We start from the raw sequence: 21072 nt of genomic DNA, 5'->3' as shown, positions 1-21072 counted from the left end.
TATTGCTCCGGATTCAATCCACCACTCCTGATCGCTCCGCCACTACGGCGATGCAGGACCACCGTACGGCGTTACCGCGCGCATCCATCGGTTCGGTCAGGACGAACGGGTCTTGCCAGTCGAGAATCTTCCAACCCGATTTTTGGAGGTGGCCCAGGATTTTTACGGGTGGGTGGGCATCGCGCCATCCGCCTGGCGTCAGGAAGTTGAGTGGTGTTACGGCTACCATCCTACCACCCGGGCGCAGTACGCGGGCAAATTCGTTCAGCGTGGCAAAGGGGTCCGGTACTCGATCCAGCAGAAAAGTGTTCAGCAGATAATCCAGCGAAGCATCCGCGAAGGGGAGGTCTTCGGCGCGGGCCAGGGAAAATTGCAGGCGGGGTTGTTCTTCACTAGGAGGATAAGCTGGGCGCTGTCGCGGGTGCGGTGTTTGGAGGGACGGCATCCCCCATCCGTAACGGGCGAGGTTCGGGCGGAGGACTTCCCCCTTCACCCAGTAATCGTTCGCCTGCCGCAGCATTTGGTAACTGAGGTCGATCCCGTGCACTTCCCAACCGGGCCGCCGCAGGTGGATCTCCCCCGCCAGCCGACCGACGCTGCAGCCGATGTCCGCTACCCGGAAGCCATCGCCATTTGGAAGGTGGTCCAGCATCAGATCAAGAAGGGCCTGAAAAGGATATCCACCGTGCAGTTCATCCGCCAGGTGGAGGGCAGTTTGCCGGGTAACGAGCTCGTCGTACCGTTCGTAGACGTCCTTACTGAATTCCGTCTCGGACTTGTCGTAATAAAAAGGAATCCCCCGCCGGTAGCTGATCGGTTGTCGCATGGGAAGTTATTCCGCGCTTGGGGGAGGTGAAGGTACCAGTCCTTAAAGTCAGGAACCAGGAAGAGGGGTATGAAATGAAATAGGGTAAAGAAGGCCTACCCAAGTCCGCGCTTAGGCGGAGAAAGAAGTGCCACAACCACAAGTATCCGTGGCATTCGGGTTGTTAAAGGTGAAGCCCCGGTTGTTGAGCCCGGTGGCCCAGTCGATCTCCATCCCCAGCAGGTAGAGGGCGTGGCCCGGTTTCATGAGTACGGTGACGCCTTCAACGTCGAACCGCTTATCGTCTTCTTCCGGCAGATCGAAACCCAATTGGTATTCAAAACCGGAGCAACCGCCACCGCGTACACCGACGCGAAGAAAATGGTCTTCCGCCACACCGAGTTCGGCCCGTAATTCCTTCAGCTGAACCAGCGCCGAGGGCGTGATCTTGATGGGAGAAGTAGAAGTAGCCTTGGTGGTAGTTTGAATATCGACGCTCATGGGATGCTAAATTGAGGGGGGACAAAACTAAAGCGTTTCCGCGAACCACGCTGCTCGTAAGCGCCACCTCCAATTAAGGTTGGGCGGCAGGTGGGAGCACGGAACGCAACTCAGTGGGTGCGTAGTACCTTTGTCACCCCGTAAACAGCGGCTGACCAATCTTAGTTGTACCCGGGCGCGCTCCCCTTCATTTTCCCTACCTTATATATGCACGTTACTACCATCACGCTGATCACCGCTTTGTTGCTGTTCGCTACCGTTGCCCTGCTGGCCTACCAGAATTACCAAACGATCGGTGCCCTCAACGATACGCTAGCGTCCCTCGACCGAAGCGCCAGGGAACAAGCTAGCGCCGCCGCTTCCGTCAGTACTGGTGGGGATGATAAAGAAGCTACGAATGCCCTTCGCCTGCAAGCTTGCGAACGGTTTACGCTGATGACCGAACGCATTGCCGTCCCCAATCTTCTCTTGCGACTCAACCCGGCATCCAGCGGCAGCGCCCAGGAATTTACGGCGCAGTTGCTCCTCACCATCCGCGAAGAGTTTGAGTACAACGTAACGCAGCAGATCTACGTGAGTGACGCACTGTGGAACGTACTGCTACAGGCCCGTGATAACGTGAGCCAACTGATCGTCCGGGCAGCTGAGGGAGCGGACTCCGCCGAGCAGGTTGCCAGCCGCCTAAGACTTCTGAGCTCCCGCCAACCGGCGGACGCCATCGCCCTGGCCCAGGCGGCCGTGCGGCGCGAAGCCGTTCAATTACTTGTGTAACACTATCCACCCGCAGTTGAACCTGGCTTTGGCGTTGGGCGTTGCTTAATGCGCGCCACGCGTTACCCGCTATTGCTTAACTTGTAACCCGTGCGACTACACCAGAGTAGTGCCGCCCCTATCTTCGTCGTCAAATTTGCCCACACCCTATATTATGCAGAGAATATTACTAGCCCTGGCCCTCATCGCTTCCTTTGCGGTAAACGCCCAATCTTCCTTTCAATTTACGGACGTTGCTGCCAACAATGCCCAGGCCGAAACCAAGACCGTACTGCTGGACATGCCGGCACTGATGCAGTCTTTTGACCGCGCCCCGAAGGAGTATTCTCGCCAAAAATCAAAGGTGTCGGTAGACCTACCCCTCCCCGATGGTACTATGCTTAGCTACCAGGTGTGGGATGCTGACCTCCTCCCCAACGATAAGACCCTCGGTAGTTACCGGGTGGTAAATGAATACGGTACTGGCCGTATTGCGACAAGTCCGGAACGGATCTCCGGCGTCATCCAGGGGCCAAATGGCCACTACGTGATTGAGGCCATTAACGCCGCCGAAGGGTTGTACGCCGTGTACAGCTACGCGGACTTCATGGAAGTCGCCCAGGAAAACGCCGGCCCACTGAGTTGTGGATTTGATGACTTCGCGGCATCTCCCGACTACTCAGGCCTGGAACTAAACGAAGAAGGGCAGAACCTCCGCAAAGAGCCCCTCCCCGCTGGCCTGATGGGCAACCTGAAGGCGGGCAATCTGCCCCGTGAGTTACGGGTGTACGACTTCATCATGACGAACACCGGAGAGTTTGCGCAGAAATCCGATATTGGTGGAACCGCTACCGGTGTTCGGGCCGCCTTCAACGAAGCGACCTCCGCCCTCAACTCTATCCTCGAGCCGCAGGTGGGGATGAAGATGAACCTCATCATCGTCGATGGCCTCATTTACGTTGACCCGACGACGGACCCCTACACCAACGCTAACCAGGGTGGCGAGCTGCTGAGCCAGGTGCTTCCTGCCTTCCAGTTGAATAATGTTGGTGCGGACACTTATGATGTCGGCCACCTCTTCACCGCCCGTTGTAATGACGTCGGTGGCGTCGTGAGTGGTGCGGCCTGTACGCCCGGTAAAACGCGGGGTATTACCTGCGTAAGTGGTACAGTTCTGGGTGCGGCGCTTGGTACGATGGCGCACGAAGTTGCCCACCAATTCGCGGTCAGCCACAGCTGGAACAACTGCCCCAATTCCCAGAACCAGCGCGCTTCGAATACTTCCTTCGAGCCGGGTGCGGGCAACTCCATCATGTCCTACGCCCGGGCTTGTGGCAACCAGAATATCGGTGGTCGCTCTCCCTACTACCACGTGGGTAGCATTGAGCAGTTCCTCAACTTTACTACCGTGGAAAGCGGTGGAGGTTTTGCCTGCGCCACGGTAATTCCAACGGACAACTTTACGCCGGAAGTAACCCTGGAAATGGGTGACAACCTGGTTATCCCCATCAGCACCCCCTTCCGCCTGGAGGGTTCCGCTACGGATGAGAATGAGGATGACATCATCCGCTACAACTGGGAACAGTACGACCTTGGCCCCGCTTCCGACATTCGGAATCCAACGGGTACCGCGCCGCTCTTCCGTTCCTACCCACCCTCCGAAGAAGGGAATGTCCGTTACCTACCAGCCCTGAATAACCTGGTTAACGGCGTACGCTCTAACGCAGAGGTACTACCAACCTACGAGCGGGACATCACCTTCCGCCTCACGGCCCACGACTATAACGATGAGGCCGGTGGTGTAGACTGGGAAACCTTTGTCTTCTCTACGGATGAGTCCGCCGGCCCCTTCGTCGTTAACGAACCCACCGAAGCGGCGTGGCGCGTAGGCGATTACCAGGAAGTTACCTGGGATGTTGCCGGCACCGACGGCGGCCGTGTTAACTGTAAGCGCGTGGACATCATGCTCTCCCTCGACGGCGGCCAGACCTTTGATCTCGTACTTGCTGAAGATGCCCCCAACACCGGGAGCGCTTTCGTAACCGTTCCCGAAGAAGCCCGTACCGGATCAGCTCGCCTGATGGTGAAGGCTTCCGAGAATATCTTCCTGAACGTCAACCGGCAGAACTTCTCCGTATCCCAGGCCATCGAGCCAGGTTACACTTTGGAGCCCGGCATTCGCTACCAGGAGTTTTGCCTCCCCAACACGCTTTCAGTTGAGGTGAGTACAACCAGCATCCTCAATTTTGACGAGTTAATTAACCTCAGCATTGAAGACAGCAGTTTGCCGGAAGGCGCAACGGTGACTTTTGCCGAGACGGCGATCCAGCCCGGCACCCTTACTACACTGGAAGTAGACTTTGGCACCGTAAACTTCACTGGCATTGTACCCCTGACTCTCATTGGCGTAACCGAAAGCCTCGATACAGCCCGTCGGGAAATTCTGCTGGACGTAGTAAGTAATGACTTCAGTGACCTCGTCACCGTCTCGCCCGCCGAAGGAACGGGTGGCATCGTCCTGGGTACCAATTTTGACTGGACGGAATCCGCCAACGCGCGTGATTACCAAATTCAGATTGCTACCAGTCCGGATTTCTCCCAGGAGAGCATTTTTGCGGAGGCGACTGGTCTCGAAGAAACGGAATTTAGCCCGGAGGACTTCTTCACAGAAAATACCCTTTACTTCTGGCGCGTTCGCCCCCGTAACCGTTGTGGTTTCGGTGACTGGCGTACCACCAGCAGTTTCCGCACCGTCAATACAAGCTGTAACGATTACGCATCCGATGGCCGGGCAATACCCCTCCAGGGTCGTGGCCCCAGTTTCAAAGCGGAAAGCCGTTTGTTCGTGGATGATCAGAACGGCGTGATTGGTGACGTCAACATCCCGCTCATCAACGTGCGCTACAACTTTGTTGCTGAGCTGAACGTCCGCCTCATCAGCCCCGCCGGAACCGTGGTGGATCTGTACAAGCAGAATTGCCCAATTTCTACCAATGCCATCATCCTTGGTTTCGACGATGATGCGCCGGACAACATCACCTGCCCACCGGATCAGGCGATCGTGCAGCAGCCCGTAGGCTCCCTGGCCGATCTGGTCGGTGAGCGCGTGTTTGGTGATTGGATCCTGGAAGTTGAGGTACTGGAGACCGGTGGATCCGCCGGTGCCATTGAAGATTGGAGCATCCAGTTCTGTACGGCCACCACGCCGGAAGCGCCCGAGCGCATTGCTAACAACGCCACCCTCGTGCCCCCGCTGGCGCGTAACCACATCTTGCAGGCGGACCTGGAAGCTACCAGCAGTGAGTTTGGTGACCGCGACGTCGTTTACACGTTGACTGAACTTCCGGAAGTAGGTCGCCTGCTACTCTACGGCCGTGAACTTGGCCTGGGGGATACTTGGCGCCAGAAGGACATCAACGTGGTTGGCCTTAAGTACGAGCACCTTGATGACTCTAAAGACGAAGACTTCTTTGGTTTTGTGATCACCACGCCGAACGGTGGTTACCTACCGATCGTGGACCACGATATCATTATCGATCCGGACGCCGTCGTGGTTTCCAACGATGACGTTAGTGCTCTCGAGGCTGGGTTAGAGGTCTTCCCCAACCCAGTAGCCAGTGAATTGAACGTGCGCTGGTCCGCCCAGGTGAACCGCACCATCGACGTGGAATTGTTCGACCTGAACGGTCGCCGTCTGCAAACCCGCCGCGTGGAGGGATTGACGGGCGCTACTACCATTAATACTTCCACCCTGGCCAGCGGCGTTTACTTGCTGCGCGTGGATGGAGCCGTCCGGCGGGTAGTTAAGCAGTAGTTTCGCACGGCGTAAGCTACTTACCTTCGGGCCCGGCCTGGTGATCATCACCGCGCCGGGCCCGACTTATTTGGGGGTGCGGTGAGGCAACGATCCGAAGTGCCAGCGCGTCCTATTAACTCTATTCTTATTCACGACTGTTCGATGCTGAAAAAGCTGGATTGGTACATTGTTGGCAAGTTTCTCCGCACGTTCTTCTTTACGTTGCTGATCTTCTCCATGGTGAGCATCATCATTGATTTTAGTGATAAGACCGAGCGCTTCATCGAATCGGACATCACCAAGTTCGAGATTGCCTTTCAGTACTTCCCCAGTTTCCTGCTCTTCATTATGGGGTTCATCTGGCCCATGCTCTGCCTGATCGCGGTCATCTTCTTTACGGGAAGGATGGCGGCTAATTCGGAGATCATCAGTATTCTCAATGCCGGGGTCAGTTTCCGGCGTTTTCTGCGGCCCTTTATGGTGACGGCGGCTTTCCTCGCCTTTCTGTTCCTGGTGGGCGTTCACTTTGTCATCCCCTGGGGTAATGAGATCCGAACGGACATTGAGCGCACCCACTTTGGCCGCAATCGGGACAAGGGCAAAACGAGCAACGTTCACTTCTTCGTCGCTCCGGGCACGAAAGTGTTCATGACGCACTACAGCAAATTGGATAGTTCCGCCCGCAATTTCCGGATCGAGCACTTCGAGAACAACGAGCTGGTAGCGCTAACGAAAGCCCGTTCGGCCAAGTTTACGCCTGGTGATCCTTCCTTCTGGCGGCTCTCCAACTACGAGCAACGAACGTTTGACGGCATTAACGAAACGTTGGAGGTAGGTGCCTTTGGCCACCTGGACACCGTGCTTAACCTCTTCCCCGCCGACTTCGTGGAGTACAAGGAAGAGCAGCAATCGATGACGACTCCCCAGTTGATCAGGCACCTCAGCAAACAGCAGGCGCGGGGGGCGGGCAACGTCCGTCAGTACCAGGTAGAATTAGCCCGTCGCTCGGCGCAGCCGTTTACGATCTTCATCCTTACGCTGATCGGAGTATCCGTCGCCGGCCGCAAGACCAGGGGAGGGATGGGGATTCAGTTGGCTTTAGGGATCTTCATTGGGGCGCTTTTCGTCTTCGTTACCCAGTTCGCTTCCACCATCACTACTTCTGCCGGGATGCCCATCTACCTGGGGATGTGGATGCCCAACATCATCTTCTTTGCCGCTGCACTCTACTTCGTCCTGAACGCCCAGCGCTGACGGAGTATCCTCTTAGGTACTTACTGCTCCTTTAGACCTTGGAAACTAAGCATCAACGCACTTAGTCCGAATTCCTGCATGCCCGTCATTCACTCTATATCGGGCGTCTCGACTAAGTGGGGGACTCAGAACGTGTCGCTGCCGCAGGTGCAATATTTTGGACCGAATAGTGGACAGGTCCTGAGCGATGATTTAGTCAGCGGATGCTGGATTGGCTGTATGATATCAGGCCTTCAGCAGCTTAGGCAGAGTATTGGACAAGTTAGACAAACGGAACTTCATTGTTACCTGGTCATCTTCCGCCATGCCTATTTTTGTACTCTGATTGAGCTTTGTCGAGCGTTTAAGCACAATAGAATGGCAATCTCTTAGACAAAACAATCTATATTTCATTTTTTACTGAAAGTTCAATTTACGGATGCGCACTGTTAAACAGACGTAAAGCTTTGTTTTACAGAGGTTTGGAGAATAGGCCCTAAGTGATGCAGGGTTAGGATAGATTCCAGTGGGTGCAAAAACCTTGCAATCCATTTAAGTTTTGCCTAAATTTGGTTAGACAAAACCACTAAAGCCTTCTATCATGTCCCAAATGGAATTTTTTACCGAGTTCAATCGGTTAACTACGCTACTTAATTCTTTCGCTTACAATCTGACGAAGAACTCGGAGGATGCGAAGGATCTCTACCAGGAAACTGCCTTCCGCGCCATTACGAACCGGGATAAGTTCAACCCCGGCACTAACCTGAAGGCCTGGCTCTTCACGATCATGAAAAACATCTTCATCAACAACTACCGGAAGAAGATGAAGGCGAACACGATCATGGACAATACGGAGAACCTATACTACCTCAATTCTGGCCGTACCCAGATCGATAATGAGGCGGAGAGCGATATTTTGATCAAGGAGCTGACCGTCCTGATCAATGATTTGGATGATAGTACCCGTATTCCTTTCCTCATGCACTATCAGGGCTTCAAATACCAGGAGATCGCTGACCACCTGGGTCTTCCCCTGGGCACCGTGAAGAGCCGCATCTTCTTTGCGCGTAAAGACCTTAAACTACAAATTGCCCGCCAGTACGGGAAGCTTCGGCAGACCGCCTAAGTGTACTGACTGTCGGCTTACTGTGGTGCATCAGTCCATAACTATTGTGCATGGTAAACTATCAAAACCTATTTCGACCGGGGCGCTACAACGCCCCGGTTTTTTTATGCGACCTTACGACGCACTAATAACTCCACATCGTTGACTAAAGCGGACTGGAAATATTTTCGAACGCAACTTCTGGCGTGGTACCTACCCGAACGGCGGCCAATGCCCTGGAAGGAACACCGCGACGCGTATAACATCTGGTTGAGTGAGATCATTCTGCAGCAAACCCGCGTCGAGCAGGGCCGCGCTTACTACGAGCGGTTTGCCGAGACATACCCTACAGTGGCAGACCTGGCCGCAGCTGATGACGACGCCGTCATGAAACTATGGGAAGGCTTAGGTTACTATTCCCGTGCTCGCAACTTGCTGAGGGCCGCCCGCATGGTGGTAGCCGAATATGGCGGGCAGTTTCCAGATACCGCCGATAAGCTCAGGAAACTTCCCGGCGTCGGGCCGTACACCGCCGCGGCGATAGCCAGTTTCGCCTTCGGTGAACAGGTAGCCGTGGTGGATGGCAACGTATACCGCATCCTCGCCCGCTACGCTGGTAATTCAACACCGATTGATAGCACCCCCGGCAAAAAACTCTTCGCACAGTTGGCGACGGATGCCCTCGGTGACGTACCCGCCGCACGCTTCAACCAGGCGATCATGGACTTTGGCGCACTGATCTGCACGCCAAAACGAGCTAGCTGTAAAGAGTGCCCACTCTCAACTAACTGCAGGGCATTTAACAACGGCCAGGTATACGAGCTACCCGTCAAGCAAAAGACGCTAAAGCGGCGGGACCGCCACTTCCACTACCTCGTCATCAAAGACGATGCCGACCGAACCATCATCCGCCAACGGCAGGGTAAGGATATTTGGAAAGATCTCTACGAGTTCCCACTCATCGAGACCGTCAGTAATGAGGTGGGCACGCAGGAATTGGCCCACCATCCCGATTGGCCCGAATGGCTCCCCGCCGCCGAATTGGAATTCACCAAACGCAGCCAGGTCTATAAGCAACAATTGACGCACCAGACGATCTACGTCAGCTTTCACACCTTTCGTTGGGGATTAATGCCAGGAAGTATTGAAAATTACCTGCTACCCCAAAACAAATTGTTGGATAAATTTGCCTTTCCACGCGTAATCACTAAATATATCGAGGATAAGACCCTACTTTTGGACCTCTTCTGATTACCGATCCCAAGCTCCTCATTTCACCCCTGCTGGCAAATTGCTAGAGGATTCCATTCCGCTAAATCGCACTCTCCATGGTCAATAAAGTTACCCTCATCGGCCGGCTCGGCTCCGACCCCGAAATTCGCACCCTTGAAAGTGGAGTAGCCGTTGGACGTTTCTCCGTAGCTACCTCAGAGAACTACAAGGACCGCAGCGGTGAATGGCAAGAACAGACAGAGTGGCACGACGTCGTCGTCTGGCGCCAGGCCGCCGAGCGCGCCCAACGTTCCCTGCACAAAGGAGTGATGGTCTACGTGGAAGGCAAACTGACGCACCGGAAGTGGCAGGATAAGGAGGGTAACAACCGGAAAACCACCGAAGTCGTGGCGAACTACTTCCGGGTGCTCGTCAACCCTAACGCTGGTGAAGGAGGTCCACGCCCCTCTTTGGCTGACGCACCTCCAGTTTACACTCCCGAAAACAACGCCCCGGCGGCTCCCCAAGCTACGGCGGCTACCCCTGCCCAAACTCCCGCATCGCAGGCACCAGCCGCTCCCGCCATTGACGACGACGGAGAGGACCTACCATTTTAATCCTCAGTAAAATAATTGACTAGGTAAGTGGCTCAGCGTACTGCAACTCGAGCATGAATACCATCCATTTAGCCGTAAGTACTTACACGAGTATACAAGGGGTGCCCCGTGAATAGGGAGGTTGTAGGCTGATGTTCAACCGTAGCCATTCTTCACCCCGCGGGTTACCGGGCTGCCCTATCTTTGCAACTTCACCATCCTGCGCGTGGGCGCACTGCATTGGACCCAACCGGTTTATCCTACCTTTTTGAATCTACCCTCCTGCTCAGCTTCACTTCGACGCTGATCTTCGGTGGTGGAGGAATCGTGCTGCTCTTATTGTTGTCCGGGCTCGTGTCCGGCTCCGAAGTAGCTTTCTTTTCGCTGACGGATAATGATTACGAAGATTTCGCCGAATCCCCCACGCCGGCCAGCCTGACGCTGATTGACTTCCGGGAGCGGCCGCGGCAGTTATTGGCAACGATCTTGATCGCCAACAACTTCATCAATATTGCGATCGTCCTGATCTCGGAGGTGCTACTGCGGGCGCTGTTCCCTGAATCTATTTTCACCAATTGGGCTACTGGCATCCTTTCGTTCCTGGATCAATTTGGTCTTGCCATTAACCCTGAAGGTTACTTCTCAGCGGAACCACTGGCTGGAGCGATTCGCTTCACCGTTACCGTGGTTGGAGTGACGTTTCTATTGGTACTTTTTGGAGAGGTAGCGCCAAAAGTCTACGCCCGTATGAACCGGGTGGAACTGGCTTCCCTCATGGCCCGCCCGGTCAACTTTTTGATGAGCCTGTTCAAACCAGTGTCCGTTCTCCTCGTGAATGGAGCTTCCATTATCGAACGCCGGCTGGAAAGCCACACCAACGACAATTTTTCGCCCACCCAGCAAGACATCGATGAGGCCATTGACCTCACCGTACAGCAGGAGGAGAACGGGGAGGAGAGCCAACAGGATGTATTCCTCCTCAAACAGATCGTCCTCTTCGCCAACGTGACCGTCCGCCAGATCATGCGCAGCCGGGGAGACGTGGTGGCCGTCGACCAGAGTGCGAACTACCACGAGTTGCTAGACCGCGTCCGGGAACACAGTTACAGTCGAATTCCCGTCTTTGAAGACGACTTTGATAAGGTGCGGGGAATCCTGTACGTGAAGGACCTGCTTGGTTACCGCTACGAAAGTGCTGACTTCGACTGGTTGAGCCTCGTCCGGCAAGAAGTGCTGTACGTACCCGAGAACAAGAAGGTGAGTGATCTGCTAAAGGAATTCCAACAGCAAAAGATGCACATGGCCATCGTCGTGGATGAGTACGGCGGCACGGAGGGCATCGTCACCCTCGAGGACGTCATGGAAGAAGTGATTGGTGACATTCAGGACGAGTTTGACGAAGGGGATGAGATCGTCTTCAACAAGATCGATGACTACAACTTTGAATTTGATGGCAAAACGTTGCTGAATGACGTCTGCCGGGTCCTCGATCTCAGTACCACCACCTTTGACGAGCTGAAGGGCGAGGCTGAATCTCTCGCCGGTATCATTCTGGAGACCATCGGCCACTTCCCCGAGCCCGGGCAAGAGATCAAGATTGGGGAATACACCCTCAAACCACTCTCGGTCACCTCCCGGCGGATCGAGGAGGTACTCATCACGCTTCCGGAGACGTCAGCCAGTGAAGAAGGTGAGGATTAGGCTGGCAATTGGCAACTGTTACTCGCCCTTTTTGCATTGCACCTGCGGCAGCGACACGAAGTAAGTCCCGCACTTAGTCGGGGCGCCTGACAATTTTAGAAAAAGAGAAAACAGCAAAGATTTTTTATAACTGCTCTTGCAAATAACAAATAGCGGGTCGTACATTTGCACCCGCATTGAGAAACTGCCTCAGTAGCTCAGTTGGTTAGAGCGGCGGACTGTTAATCCGTAGGTCGAAGGTTCGAGCCCTTCCTGAGGCGCATTTAAAAAGCCGAGTACGATGATTCGTGCTTGGCTTTTTTCGTTTAGGCCATTAAACCTTATTCCCGTTTTGGGGTAGCACCACTGGCCTTTGCTCCATAAATCAACTTCCAAGCACTTACCGTATGTCCGCCCTCCTTTCCATTGGTACCATTGCATTCGACGACGTTTACACCCCCTACGGTGAAGTAAAAATGATCGAAGCCGGGTCCTGCACCTACATCGCCATGGCGGCGACGCATTTCTGCAAGCCGGTTCAGCTCGTATCTATCATTGGTGACGATTACAACCAGGATTTTCTGGCCGACCTGAAACGCCGCGGGTCTGACCTCGACGGCGTCGAGGTAGTGGAAGGCGGCAAGTCCTTCTTCTGGGCCGGCAAGTACCACGACGACATGATGGGCCGCGATACGCTCGATACCCAACTGAACGTACTGGAGCACTTCGACCCGAAACTGCCCGCTAGCTACCGGACGACCGACTACGTGATGCTCGGCAATCTCAGCCCGCAGGTACAGTCCAGCGTGATCGACCAGTTAGAAACGAAGCCTAAGCTCATCGCGCTCGACACGATGAACTTCTGGATGGACATCGCCATGGAGCCACTGAAGGATGTCCTCAAGCGAATCGACGTGCTGATCATCAACGACGAGGAAGCCCGCCAACTCTCCGGCGAACTGAGCTTGCTTAAGGCTGCCGCCAAGATCGTCGAGATGGGTCCACGCATCCTCATCATCAAGAAAGGAGAGCACGGCGCACTACTGTTTGACGGCGACAGAGTCTTCTCCGCCCCCGCCCTCCTACTACCTCAGGTAACGGACCCAACCGGCGCCGGCGACACTTTTGCCGGTGGCTTCATGGGCTACCTCGCCTCGACGGACGATACCAGTTTCGAAAACCTCAAGCGCGCCATTATCTACGGTTCGGCAATGGCCAGTTTCGTGGTGGAAGACTTCGGTACCCGCCGCATGCAGGGCTTGACCCGGGCGATGATCGATGGCCGCGTACAGCAGTTCGTCGAGTTGATCGGAGTTGATATTTAAACTATCCCCGCTCCCTTGGCCAACTTCCTCGATAAACGACTGGCAGCCATCCGGGCTACGGGTACTTTCCGGTCCCTCCCCGGAACGGTGCGAGGGATTGATTTTTGGTCCAACGACTACCTTGGTCTGGCACGGGATGCCAGCACTGTTTCTTCCTCCGAACACCTGGCCGGCGGCGCTACCGGCTCTCGCTTAATTTCGGGCGATCGCGATGCCTACCACCAGCTGGAAGTACGGATCGCTGAATACCACGGGTTCCCTTCCGCCCTGCTCTACCCTTCGGGATATACGGCCTTCCTTGGCTTGCTTTCCTCCCTCCTACAACGGACGGACACCATCATTTACGACGAACTCAGCCACGCTTGTTGCCGCGACGGTATTCGTCTGGGCCACGCCCGCGCGCTCCGGTTTCGCCACAACGACTTAGAGGATTTACGCCGACAACTTGAAGGAGCCCGCCCCGACGGTAATGTCTTCATCCTCACCGAAAGCCGCTTCAGTATGGACGGGGATCGCGCGCCGCTGCGGGAGATTGCCCTTCTCTGCCAGGAATACGGTCCCCATCTGATCGTAGACGAGGCTCATTCCGGTGGTCTCGACGGGGCGGAAGGGCGGGGGATTGTCCACGCGCTGGGCTTGCAGCAACACGTTTTCGCAAATGTGATCACCTACGGAAAAGCCTTCGGGGGCCACGGCGGAGCGGTACTTGGTTCTGCGGCTTTGAAATCCTACCTCGTCAATACCTCGCGGCCCTTCATCTACAGCACGGCACCCGCGGCGGCCCAGTATGCTGCTATCGACACTGCCTACGCTACGTTGGAGGAGAGCCACGCACAGCGGATGCAAGACCTAGCGGACAATGTGGATTGTTTCCAACGGGCAATTCACCATTATCAGCTGTCCACTTTTAGCCCGGAGGTAAACGGCCCTATTCAGATCATTCGCTGCCCGGGTAACGACGCCGTGATGCAGTTGCAAAATGCTTTATGGGCTGACAATTTCCTGGTAAAGGCCATTCGATCACCGACCGTAGCGGCTGGTCAGGAACGGCTGCGTATTTGTTTGCACAGTTTCAATACCAAAGAAGAGATTGAGCGTTTGGTGCAGGTTCTTGGCCGGGAGTTGGCGACCTTTGGCGGCCATAAGCACTAAAGCCTACGGAAACCGCCATGCGGATACACATCAATGGTTCGGGGAGTATTTCCGCGGCGGGTAACCGCGCGGCTGCGGCGGCGGTCTACCGTTCCGGGGCACCTACCTGGAGCAAGGATGAGGCCACCGGGCTCCCCGTTTACCGCAATGAAGATCGGCCAATCACTCCCGCAAAACTCACTGAATTCATCGAACGCACGCGGCCGGACCGGGCTACCCAGCTCGCATTGGTAGCCGCTGAGGACACTGTCGCTCAAGCCGGCTGGCGGGGTGAAGACTTCGCAATCATCGTCGGTTGTTCCCGTGGCCCAACAACCTCCTGGGAGCGGGAGTACGATTTTTTTCAGGAGCAAGGCACCGCCCGCGCGCGGACGTCGCCACAGACGACTTTGGGGGGCATTGGCTTTGCGCTGGCGGGTTACTTCGGCACCCACAGCCTGGCCTCCAGTTTGAGCGTCACTTGCTCTTCCGGGTTCCACGGTTTGCTGCACGGGGTCGCTTTACTCAACTCGGGAATGGTCGATCGAGTACTTGTGGGTGGAGCCGAGGCACCATTGACGGGTTTCACATTGGCCCAAATGCAGGCGCTGAGGATCTATGCCGGTATTCCGGAACGGGGGCAGCACGCCTGCCGGCCGCTTGCCCAGCCACACTCCGGGATGGTGATCGGTGAGGGGGCGGCGTTTTTTGCCCTCTCCCGCGTGGGGGAAGCACATCATCCGATCATTACCGGGCTCGGTTTCAGCCGGGAAAAAACCACGAGTGCTACGAGCATTTCCGGAGGGGGCACTGGCCTCCAGCTGGCCATGCGGGCTGCTCTTGGGTCTGGCTTTAAAGTCCCCGATCTCATCGTGGCCCACGCCCCGGGCACCAAGCGGGGGGACGCGGCGGAGCGGGAGGCCATCAACCAGGTTTTGGGGGAGGCGGCTCTCGACCGTACTTTTTCCGGCAAGTGGGCGACCGGCCATACCTTCGGCGCTTCAGGGCCGTTGGGTTTGGACTTAGCTCTTTCCTATCTGGGCGCTGCCGCAGGTGCCAAGGTGGGGACGGGAACGCTACCTACCAACGTAAGATCGGCACTCATCAACGCGACCGGATTTGGGGGGAACGTTGTCAGCCTCCGGGTAGAGCAAGGGGAATAAGGGGAAACCCAATATCTTCGGGCCATGCGTGCCCTATCCTTCTTGCTCTTTTGTACCGTCTTGCCGTGGGGAGAAATCCGGGCACAGAACGTCCTTGAAGAGATCATTGAGGCCAACCAAAAGGAGTTCGGGGAATGGGCCCAAGACCCCGATCGCTACGAAGTACAGGTCCTCTACACCCAGATTGATCGCTCACCAGACGGCAGGGTGAAACTGACGACGCACCGGTGGGGGAGTGATTCCACCAATTACTTTTACCCCGCCAGCACCGTCAAACTTCCCGTAGCCATTCTTGCGTTGCAGCGGATCAACGAACTGGGCGTTACCGGGCTTAGCTCCAGGACGCCCATGTATCACGGTACCGGCACGGCACCCGCGGCAGCGCCCCAGACGTCCGTATTTGCGGATACCAGCAGTGTTACCGGCCAACCCAGCATTGAACATTACCTGCGGAAAATCCTGCTGGTGAGCGATAACGACGCCTACAACCGCCTCTTTGAATGGCTAGGGCCGACGTACATCAACCGTACTCTTGAAAATGTGGGAATACCTGATACCCGCCTCCTGCACCGGGTGGGTATTGGGGGATTCGATGTGGAATCCCACGCTTGGCTTAACCCGGTGAAATTTGTGAATGGGTTTGACGTCCCTTACCAAATTGGCGAACGCCACGATGACTTTTACCGGCCGCTCCCGTATCTGCGGGGCCAGCAAAAGGGGAAAGGCTACACAATGAATGACGGTGAACTCGTTGAGCAGCCTTTCGACTTTAGCCACAAGAATTACCTCTCGCTGGAAGCACTCCACGGCATCCTGGCCCGGGTGACGGTACCGGAAGCCTTTCCGCTAAACGAACGATTCAACCTCACCGAGGAGGATTACGCTACCCTCCGACCGGCGATGCGCCAACGCCCCCGCGAGAGTGCTTCGCCCCGGTACGACAAACCGGATAACTACGTGAAATTCTGGATCTACGGAGACCAACCGGACACCGTGAGCATTCCCGATAACTTACGCATCCTGAACAAAGTAGGCTGGGCTTACGGCACCCTGACGGACGTGGCCTACATCATAGACGAGGCGACCGGTACGGAATTCATCCTCGCGGGAACCATCCTCGTGAACGACAACGGGATCTTTAATGACGGCGTCTACGAGTACGGCCAGAAGGGCCTTCCCTTCTTTGGAGCACTAGGGCGAGCGGTGCTGGACTACGAGCGTAGCCGCAGGGATTAGCCGCTAAAACACTAGATTTAAGGCTTTCGTAATGGCTCCCGGTTGGATGATTGCGTTCTACGCAAACATCGGGCCGAGCATTCGACTTGTATAGAACAGAAAAATAAACCAGCATGCAACGTTATTCTCTCCATCAGTTCCTCCTGCTATTTACACTAGCAGCTACGTTCCTGACCTTCCAGCAATGTGCGACCAACCCGGTGACGGGTAAGAAACAGTTCAGCCTGATCTCCGAGCAAAAGGAAATCCAAATGGGCCAGAGCTACGACCCCCAGGTCGTCGCCGAAATGGGCATTTACGAAGATGCGGACTTACAGAACTTCCTAACTAGCGAGGGCAACAAGATGGCCGCCCAATCAGAGCGCCCCAACCTGCCCTGGACCTTCCGCCTGGTGGATAACCCCGTCGTGAATGCCTTCGCCGTACCCGGCGGATTTGTCTACTTCACCCGGGGCATCATGGCCCACTTCAACAATGAGGCACAATTCGCTGGCGTCCTTGGCCACGAGATTGGCCACGTGACGGCGCGGCACACGGTGCAGCAGCAGAGCAAACAAACCCTGGCGCAGATCGGTCTGATCGGCGGCATGGTACTCAGCCCGGAGATTGCCGCTCAGGGCCAAAGCCTGATGCAGGGTATGCAACTCCTCTTCCTGAAGTTTGGCCGGGATGCGGAAAGCCAGTCCGACCGACTGGGCGTCAAGTACAGTACCGCCATTGGCTACGATGCCGCCGAGATGGCCGGGTTCTTCTCTACCCTTGATCGCCTGAGTGGCGGCGCCGAAAACCGTGCCCCCACCTTCACCAGTACCCACCCCGACCCACTTGACCGTGAGCAAACCGTAAGGCAGCTCGCCAACGAGGCCCAAGCCGCCCAGCCTTCGCGGCAGTTTGAAGTCGGCCGCGATAGCTACCTCCGCCGTATCGACGGATTGCTTTACGGAGAAGACCCCAACGCTGGATACGTGGAAGCGGGTTCTTTCTACCACCCCCAACTGCGTTTCCAGTTCAAAGTGCCCGGCCAGTGGCAACTGCTCAATGCCCCCACCCAGGTACAGATCGTAGCGCCCGACCAGAAGTCCGTTATCCGGATGACCCTCGGCCAGGGCGAAAGCGCCGAGGCTGCTGCGCGGGAATTCGTACAGGGCAACAACATTCAGGTAGCCCAACAGAGTGGCAACTCGATCAATGGCTTACGCGCCTATACCGTCATCGGGGTTGCTCAGCAGCAACAGCAAGCGGGTCAACAGGCCACCCCCGCCATCGCGTTGGAGGCTTCCTTCATCGAGTACGGCGGCAACATCTACATGATCGTAGGCATGGCTGCGGAGACTGACTTTCGCCGCTACCAGCGTGACATCGAATACACCATCGGCAGCTTTGCTGAACTGACCGACCCCAGTAAGCTGAACCGTTCTCCGGAACGCATTCGGATCGTGACTAATAATCGTAGCCAGACACTGCAGCAGGCGCTGCTCAGCCAGGGAATTCCCCAGGATAGGTTGAATGAGTTCTCGATCCTGAACGGGATGGAGTTGAACGAGACTTTGCCTACTGGGATGTTGTATAAGGCGATTTCTGGGGGGACGATTAAGTAGGCGTCCACTTACTTCGGAAATTGAAAAGAGGGTAGTCACGGTTGTGGCTACCCTCTTTTTTAATGGTGGTTATGGTTCGCCTTCGGCAAACCTCGCTGAGTGGACCACCGCGAGATGGGGTTAGCCACCGCGATATAGGGTGGGCCACGGTAATGTAGAGTGGGCCAACTAACGGTGTGCCACCGCTACACAGGCCGGCCCTTCGGGACGGGTAGGGAGTTGATTGAGTTAACAAAATCTCGAAGCGAGATCATTCCAATTCAACCCAAGGCTATACAGTGTACTCCTTCTTTGTAATACGTGCGTGACACAGCGCCGCAGGCCTCTCCTTCTCCCCAACCTCCCCTACTCCTGCGAAATAATTCTGTCGCCTGATTCCAAACTTTCGTTTGCAGAGATGGGCCTCTCGCTTGTAGAGTGGGCCACCTTACGGTGTGCCACCGCTACTCAGGCCGGCCCTACGGGGCGGGTAGGGAGTTGATTGAGTTAACAAAATCTCGGAGCGAGATCATTCCAATTCAACCCAAGGCTATACAGTGTACTCCAACTTTGCAATACGTGCGTGACACAGCGCCGCAGGCCTCTCCTTCTCCCCAACCTCCCCTACTCCTGCGAAATAATTCTGTTGCCTGATTCCAAACTTTCGTTTGCAGAGATGGGCCTCTCGCTTGTAGAATGGGCCACCTGACGGTGTGCCATCGCTACTCAGGCCGGCCCTACGGGACGGGTAGTCTGATCTGTTTACACATCCACCTTCGCGTATTTCGCGTTCGCCTCGATGAAGGCGCGGCGTGGCGGCACCTCATCCCCCATCAACATGGAGAAGACGCGATCGGCTTCAGAGGACTCTTCGATCTGTACTTGCTGCAGCATGCGGGTATCAGGATCCATGGTCGTTTCCCAGAGTTGGGTAGCGTTCATTTCACCGAGACCTTTGTAGCGCTGGACTTTGACCTTCTTGGTCTCATCTCCCTTTTGGTAGTGGGCGATGGCTTCGCGGCGCTCGTCCTCATTCCAGCAGTACTGGAACTGGTTACCACGGCGTACCTGGTAGAGCGGTGGCTGGGCGATGTAGACGTAGCCTTCCTCCACGAGTTTATGCATGTAGCGGAAGAAGAAGGTCAGGATCAAGGTTACGATGTGGCTACCGTCAATATCGGCGTCACACATGATGACGATCTTATGGTAGCGCAGTTTCTCGAGGTTCAGAACACGTTCCCCATATTCGTTCTCCTCGATACGGACACCGAGGGCGGTAAACATATTCTTGATCTCCTCATTCTCGTAGATCTTGTGCTCCATTGCCTTCTCTACGTTGAGGATCTTACCCCGTAGTGGGAGGATGGCCTGGAATTTCCGGTTACGGCCCATCTTGGCCGTTCCGCCGGCCGAATCTCCCTCGACGAGGAAAATCTCGGAGCCTTCGGGGTCCTTATTGGAGCAATCCGCCAGCTTACCGGGGAGGCCGGTGCCGGTGAGGACGTTCTTGCGCTGCACCATTTCCCGCGCCTTGCGGGCGGCGTGGCGGGCCGTAGCGGCGATGATCACCTTATCGATGATTCGTTTGGCCTGGACGGGGTTTTCCTCCAGCCAGTGGCCGACGGACGTACCGACGGCACGGCTGACGATACCGGTTACTTCGCTGTTGCCCAATTCGCCCTTAGTCTGGCCCTTGAACTGGGGTTCGGGGACCTTAACGGAAACGACGGCGGTGAGGCCTTCGCGGAAGTCTTCGCCGCTGATCTTGAACTTCAGCTTTTTGAAGAGTCCGTTCTCGTCGCCGTATTTCGTGAAGAGGCGGTTCACGGCGCGGCGGAAACCATTCACGTGGGTACCACCCTCCCGGGTTTTGATATTGTTGACGAAGCTGTACACGTTCTCCTGGTAGGTGGTGTTGTACTGCATCGCTACTTCTACCTCCACGTTGTCTTCTTTCGACTTCACGTAGATGGGTTGCTCGATCAGGTCGGGCTTGCCGTCGTCGAGGTACTTCACCATTTCGGCGAGGCCGCCTTCGCTGTAGAATTCCTTTTTCAGGAAGCTGCCGTCGTCGTTTTTGACGCGGTGGTCCGTCAGGCTGAGGTGGAGGCCACTGTTCAGGAAGGCCAATTCCTGCATCCGGTTGGCGAGCGTCTCGAACTTGTAGACCAGGGTCTCGAAAATGGTGCCATCCGGCTTGTAGGTGATCGTCGTACCGGTGCTGTCGGATTCACCGACGACTTCAACCGGCGTTTGGGGTTTACCCTCGCTGTAGGTCTGGCGGTGGATTTTACCGTCGCGGCGCACCTTCGCTTCCAGGAAGCTACTCAGCGCGTTCACACAACTTACCCCGACGCCGTGAAGGCCACCGGATACTTTGTAGGTGTCCTTATCAAACTTACCACCGGCGTGGAGGACGGTCATGACGACTTCCAGTGCGGACTTCTGCAGCTTCTTGTGCATGCCTACGGGGATACCCCGCCCGTCGTCCGTAACGGCGATGGAATTGTCTTCGAGGATCTCCACGTCGATGCGGCTACAGTAGCCGGCCACGTGTTCGTCAATGGAGTTATCGACTACCTCCCAGACGAGGTGGTGGAGGCCTTTGGTGTCCGTCCCGCCGATGTACATCCCGGGCCGTTTTCTTACCGCTTCGAGGCCTTCGAGGGCGGTAATATTATCCGCGCCGTAGTTTGCCTTGGGCGCCTCTTTTTTCTGTTCTGCCATAGCAACAAAAGTACAAAAATCATGCCACAAAACCTATTAAAAACGGCCGTTCTAAAGGGCTTGTTTGGCCTTTGGTCGGCCCGCTAATATTAGGTTGCCGAGGCTGCCTGAAATGGTCTTCCTGGCTGACTTCATCACCCGTAAAAACTATCTGCTTTCGACGTCCTATTCGCTGCCCTGTTGCCGCTACTTCAAGAATCTGGGCGCCCCGACAAAGTGCGGGACTCACTGCGTG

At 55.8% G+C, this 21072-nt stretch carries 15 protein-coding genes and 1 tRNA gene; 13 read left to right on the top strand and 3 right to left on the bottom strand.

The genetic code is table 11. The features are described 5' to 3' along the window. Positions 1-13: 13 nt before the first annotated feature. Together A3850_RS06810 and A3850_RS06805 are read right to left on the bottom strand one after the other, a co-directional pair. Positions 14-826, bottom strand: coding sequence for a class I SAM-dependent methyltransferase (locus tag A3850_RS06810; RefSeq protein ID WP_068215121.1), 813 nt, complete (start codon positions 824-826; stop codon positions 14-16). A gap of 111 nt (positions 827-937) precedes the next feature. Then, positions 938-1306, bottom strand: coding sequence for an iron-sulfur cluster assembly accessory protein (locus A3850_RS06805; RefSeq protein WP_068215120.1), 369 nt, complete (start codon positions 1304-1306; stop codon positions 938-940). A gap of 207 nt (positions 1307-1513) precedes the next feature. On the opposite strand from A3850_RS06805, the gene A3850_RS06800 reads away from it, so the two are divergent. The 13 genes from A3850_RS06800 (at position 1514) to A3850_RS06740 (ending at position 18131) form a co-directional block, all read left to right on the top strand. Beyond that, positions 1514-2077: a hypothetical protein gene (locus tag A3850_RS06800; RefSeq protein ID WP_068215119.1), complete on the top strand. Its 564-nt coding sequence runs from the start codon at positions 1514-1516 to the stop codon at positions 2075-2077. A 154-nt stretch (positions 2078-2231) separates the two neighbouring features. Next, positions 2232-5870, top strand: coding sequence for a reprolysin-like metallopeptidase (locus A3850_RS06795; protein WP_068215118.1), 3639 nt, complete (start codon positions 2232-2234; stop codon positions 5868-5870). A gap of 144 nt (positions 5871-6014) precedes the next feature. Then, positions 6015-7106 carry an LptF/LptG family permease gene (locus A3850_RS06790; RefSeq protein WP_068215117.1) on the top strand — a complete coding sequence of 364 codons (1092 nt, stop codon included), beginning with the start codon at positions 6015-6017 and terminating at the stop codon, positions 7104-7106. A gap of 580 nt (positions 7107-7686) precedes the next feature. Next, positions 7687-8211 (top strand): RNA polymerase sigma factor, encoded by a 525-nt coding sequence (locus A3850_RS06785; protein WP_068215116.1) that lies wholly within the window; start codon positions 7687-7689, stop codon positions 8209-8211. A gap of 141 nt (positions 8212-8352) precedes the next feature. Beyond that, positions 8353-9441 carry an A/G-specific adenine glycosylase gene (gene mutY / locus A3850_RS06780; protein ID WP_076639929.1) on the top strand — a complete coding sequence of 363 codons (1089 nt, stop codon included), beginning with the start codon at positions 8353-8355 and terminating at the stop codon, positions 9439-9441. A 77-nt stretch (positions 9442-9518) separates the two neighbouring features. Further along, positions 9519-10019 carry a single-stranded DNA-binding protein gene (locus A3850_RS06775; protein WP_068215114.1) on the top strand — a complete coding sequence of 167 codons (501 nt, stop codon included), beginning with the start codon at positions 9519-9521 and terminating at the stop codon, positions 10017-10019. A gap of 183 nt (positions 10020-10202) precedes the next feature. Then, on the top strand, positions 10203-11699 hold the full coding sequence (gldE, locus tag A3850_RS06770) for a gliding motility-associated protein GldE (RefSeq protein WP_231915290.1): 1497 nt from the start codon (positions 10203-10205) through the stop codon (positions 11697-11699). 186 nt (positions 11700-11885) lie between these two features. After that, positions 11886-11959: transfer RNA gene (locus tag A3850_RS06765), tRNA-Asn, on the top strand. Between the two features lie 126 nt (positions 11960-12085). Then, positions 12086-13003, top strand: a complete 918-nt coding sequence (locus A3850_RS06760) for a PfkB family carbohydrate kinase (protein WP_068215113.1) — start codon at positions 12086-12088, stop codon at positions 13001-13003. A 15-nt stretch (positions 13004-13018) separates the two neighbouring features. Further along, positions 13019-14155 carry an aminotransferase class I/II-fold pyridoxal phosphate-dependent enzyme gene (locus A3850_RS06755; RefSeq protein ID WP_197494003.1) on the top strand — a complete coding sequence of 379 codons (1137 nt, stop codon included), beginning with the start codon at positions 13019-13021 and terminating at the stop codon, positions 14153-14155. 17 nt (positions 14156-14172) lie between these two features. Next, positions 14173-15297, top strand: coding sequence for a beta-ketoacyl synthase N-terminal-like domain-containing protein (locus tag A3850_RS06750; RefSeq protein WP_068215111.1), 1125 nt, complete (start codon positions 14173-14175; stop codon positions 15295-15297). 24 nt (positions 15298-15321) lie between these two features. Continuing rightward, positions 15322-16533: a serine hydrolase gene (locus A3850_RS06745; RefSeq protein ID WP_068215110.1), complete on the top strand. Its 1212-nt coding sequence runs from the start codon at positions 15322-15324 to the stop codon at positions 16531-16533. A 113-nt stretch (positions 16534-16646) separates the two neighbouring features. After that, the gene (locus A3850_RS06740) at positions 16647-18131 is read left to right on the top strand and encodes a M48 family metalloprotease (RefSeq protein ID WP_068215109.1); all 1485 of its coding nucleotides are present in this window, start codon (positions 16647-16649) and stop codon (positions 18129-18131) included. A gap of 741 nt (positions 18132-18872) precedes the next feature. Here A3850_RS06740 and gyrB read toward each other — a convergent pair. Next, the gene (gene gyrB / locus A3850_RS06735; RefSeq protein WP_068215108.1) at positions 18873-20837 is read right to left on the bottom strand and encodes a DNA topoisomerase (ATP-hydrolyzing) subunit B; all 1965 of its coding nucleotides are present in this window, start codon (positions 20835-20837) and stop codon (positions 18873-18875) included. Positions 20838-21072: the final 235 nt, after the last annotated feature.

This window comes from Lewinella sp. 4G2 (genome assembly GCF_001625015.1).
Lineage (GTDB): Bacteria > Bacteroidota > Bacteroidia > Chitinophagales > Saprospiraceae > Neolewinella.
The sequence above is the reverse complement of the archived record's forward strand: the minus strand, read 5'-3'. Positions and strand labels throughout refer to the sequence as shown.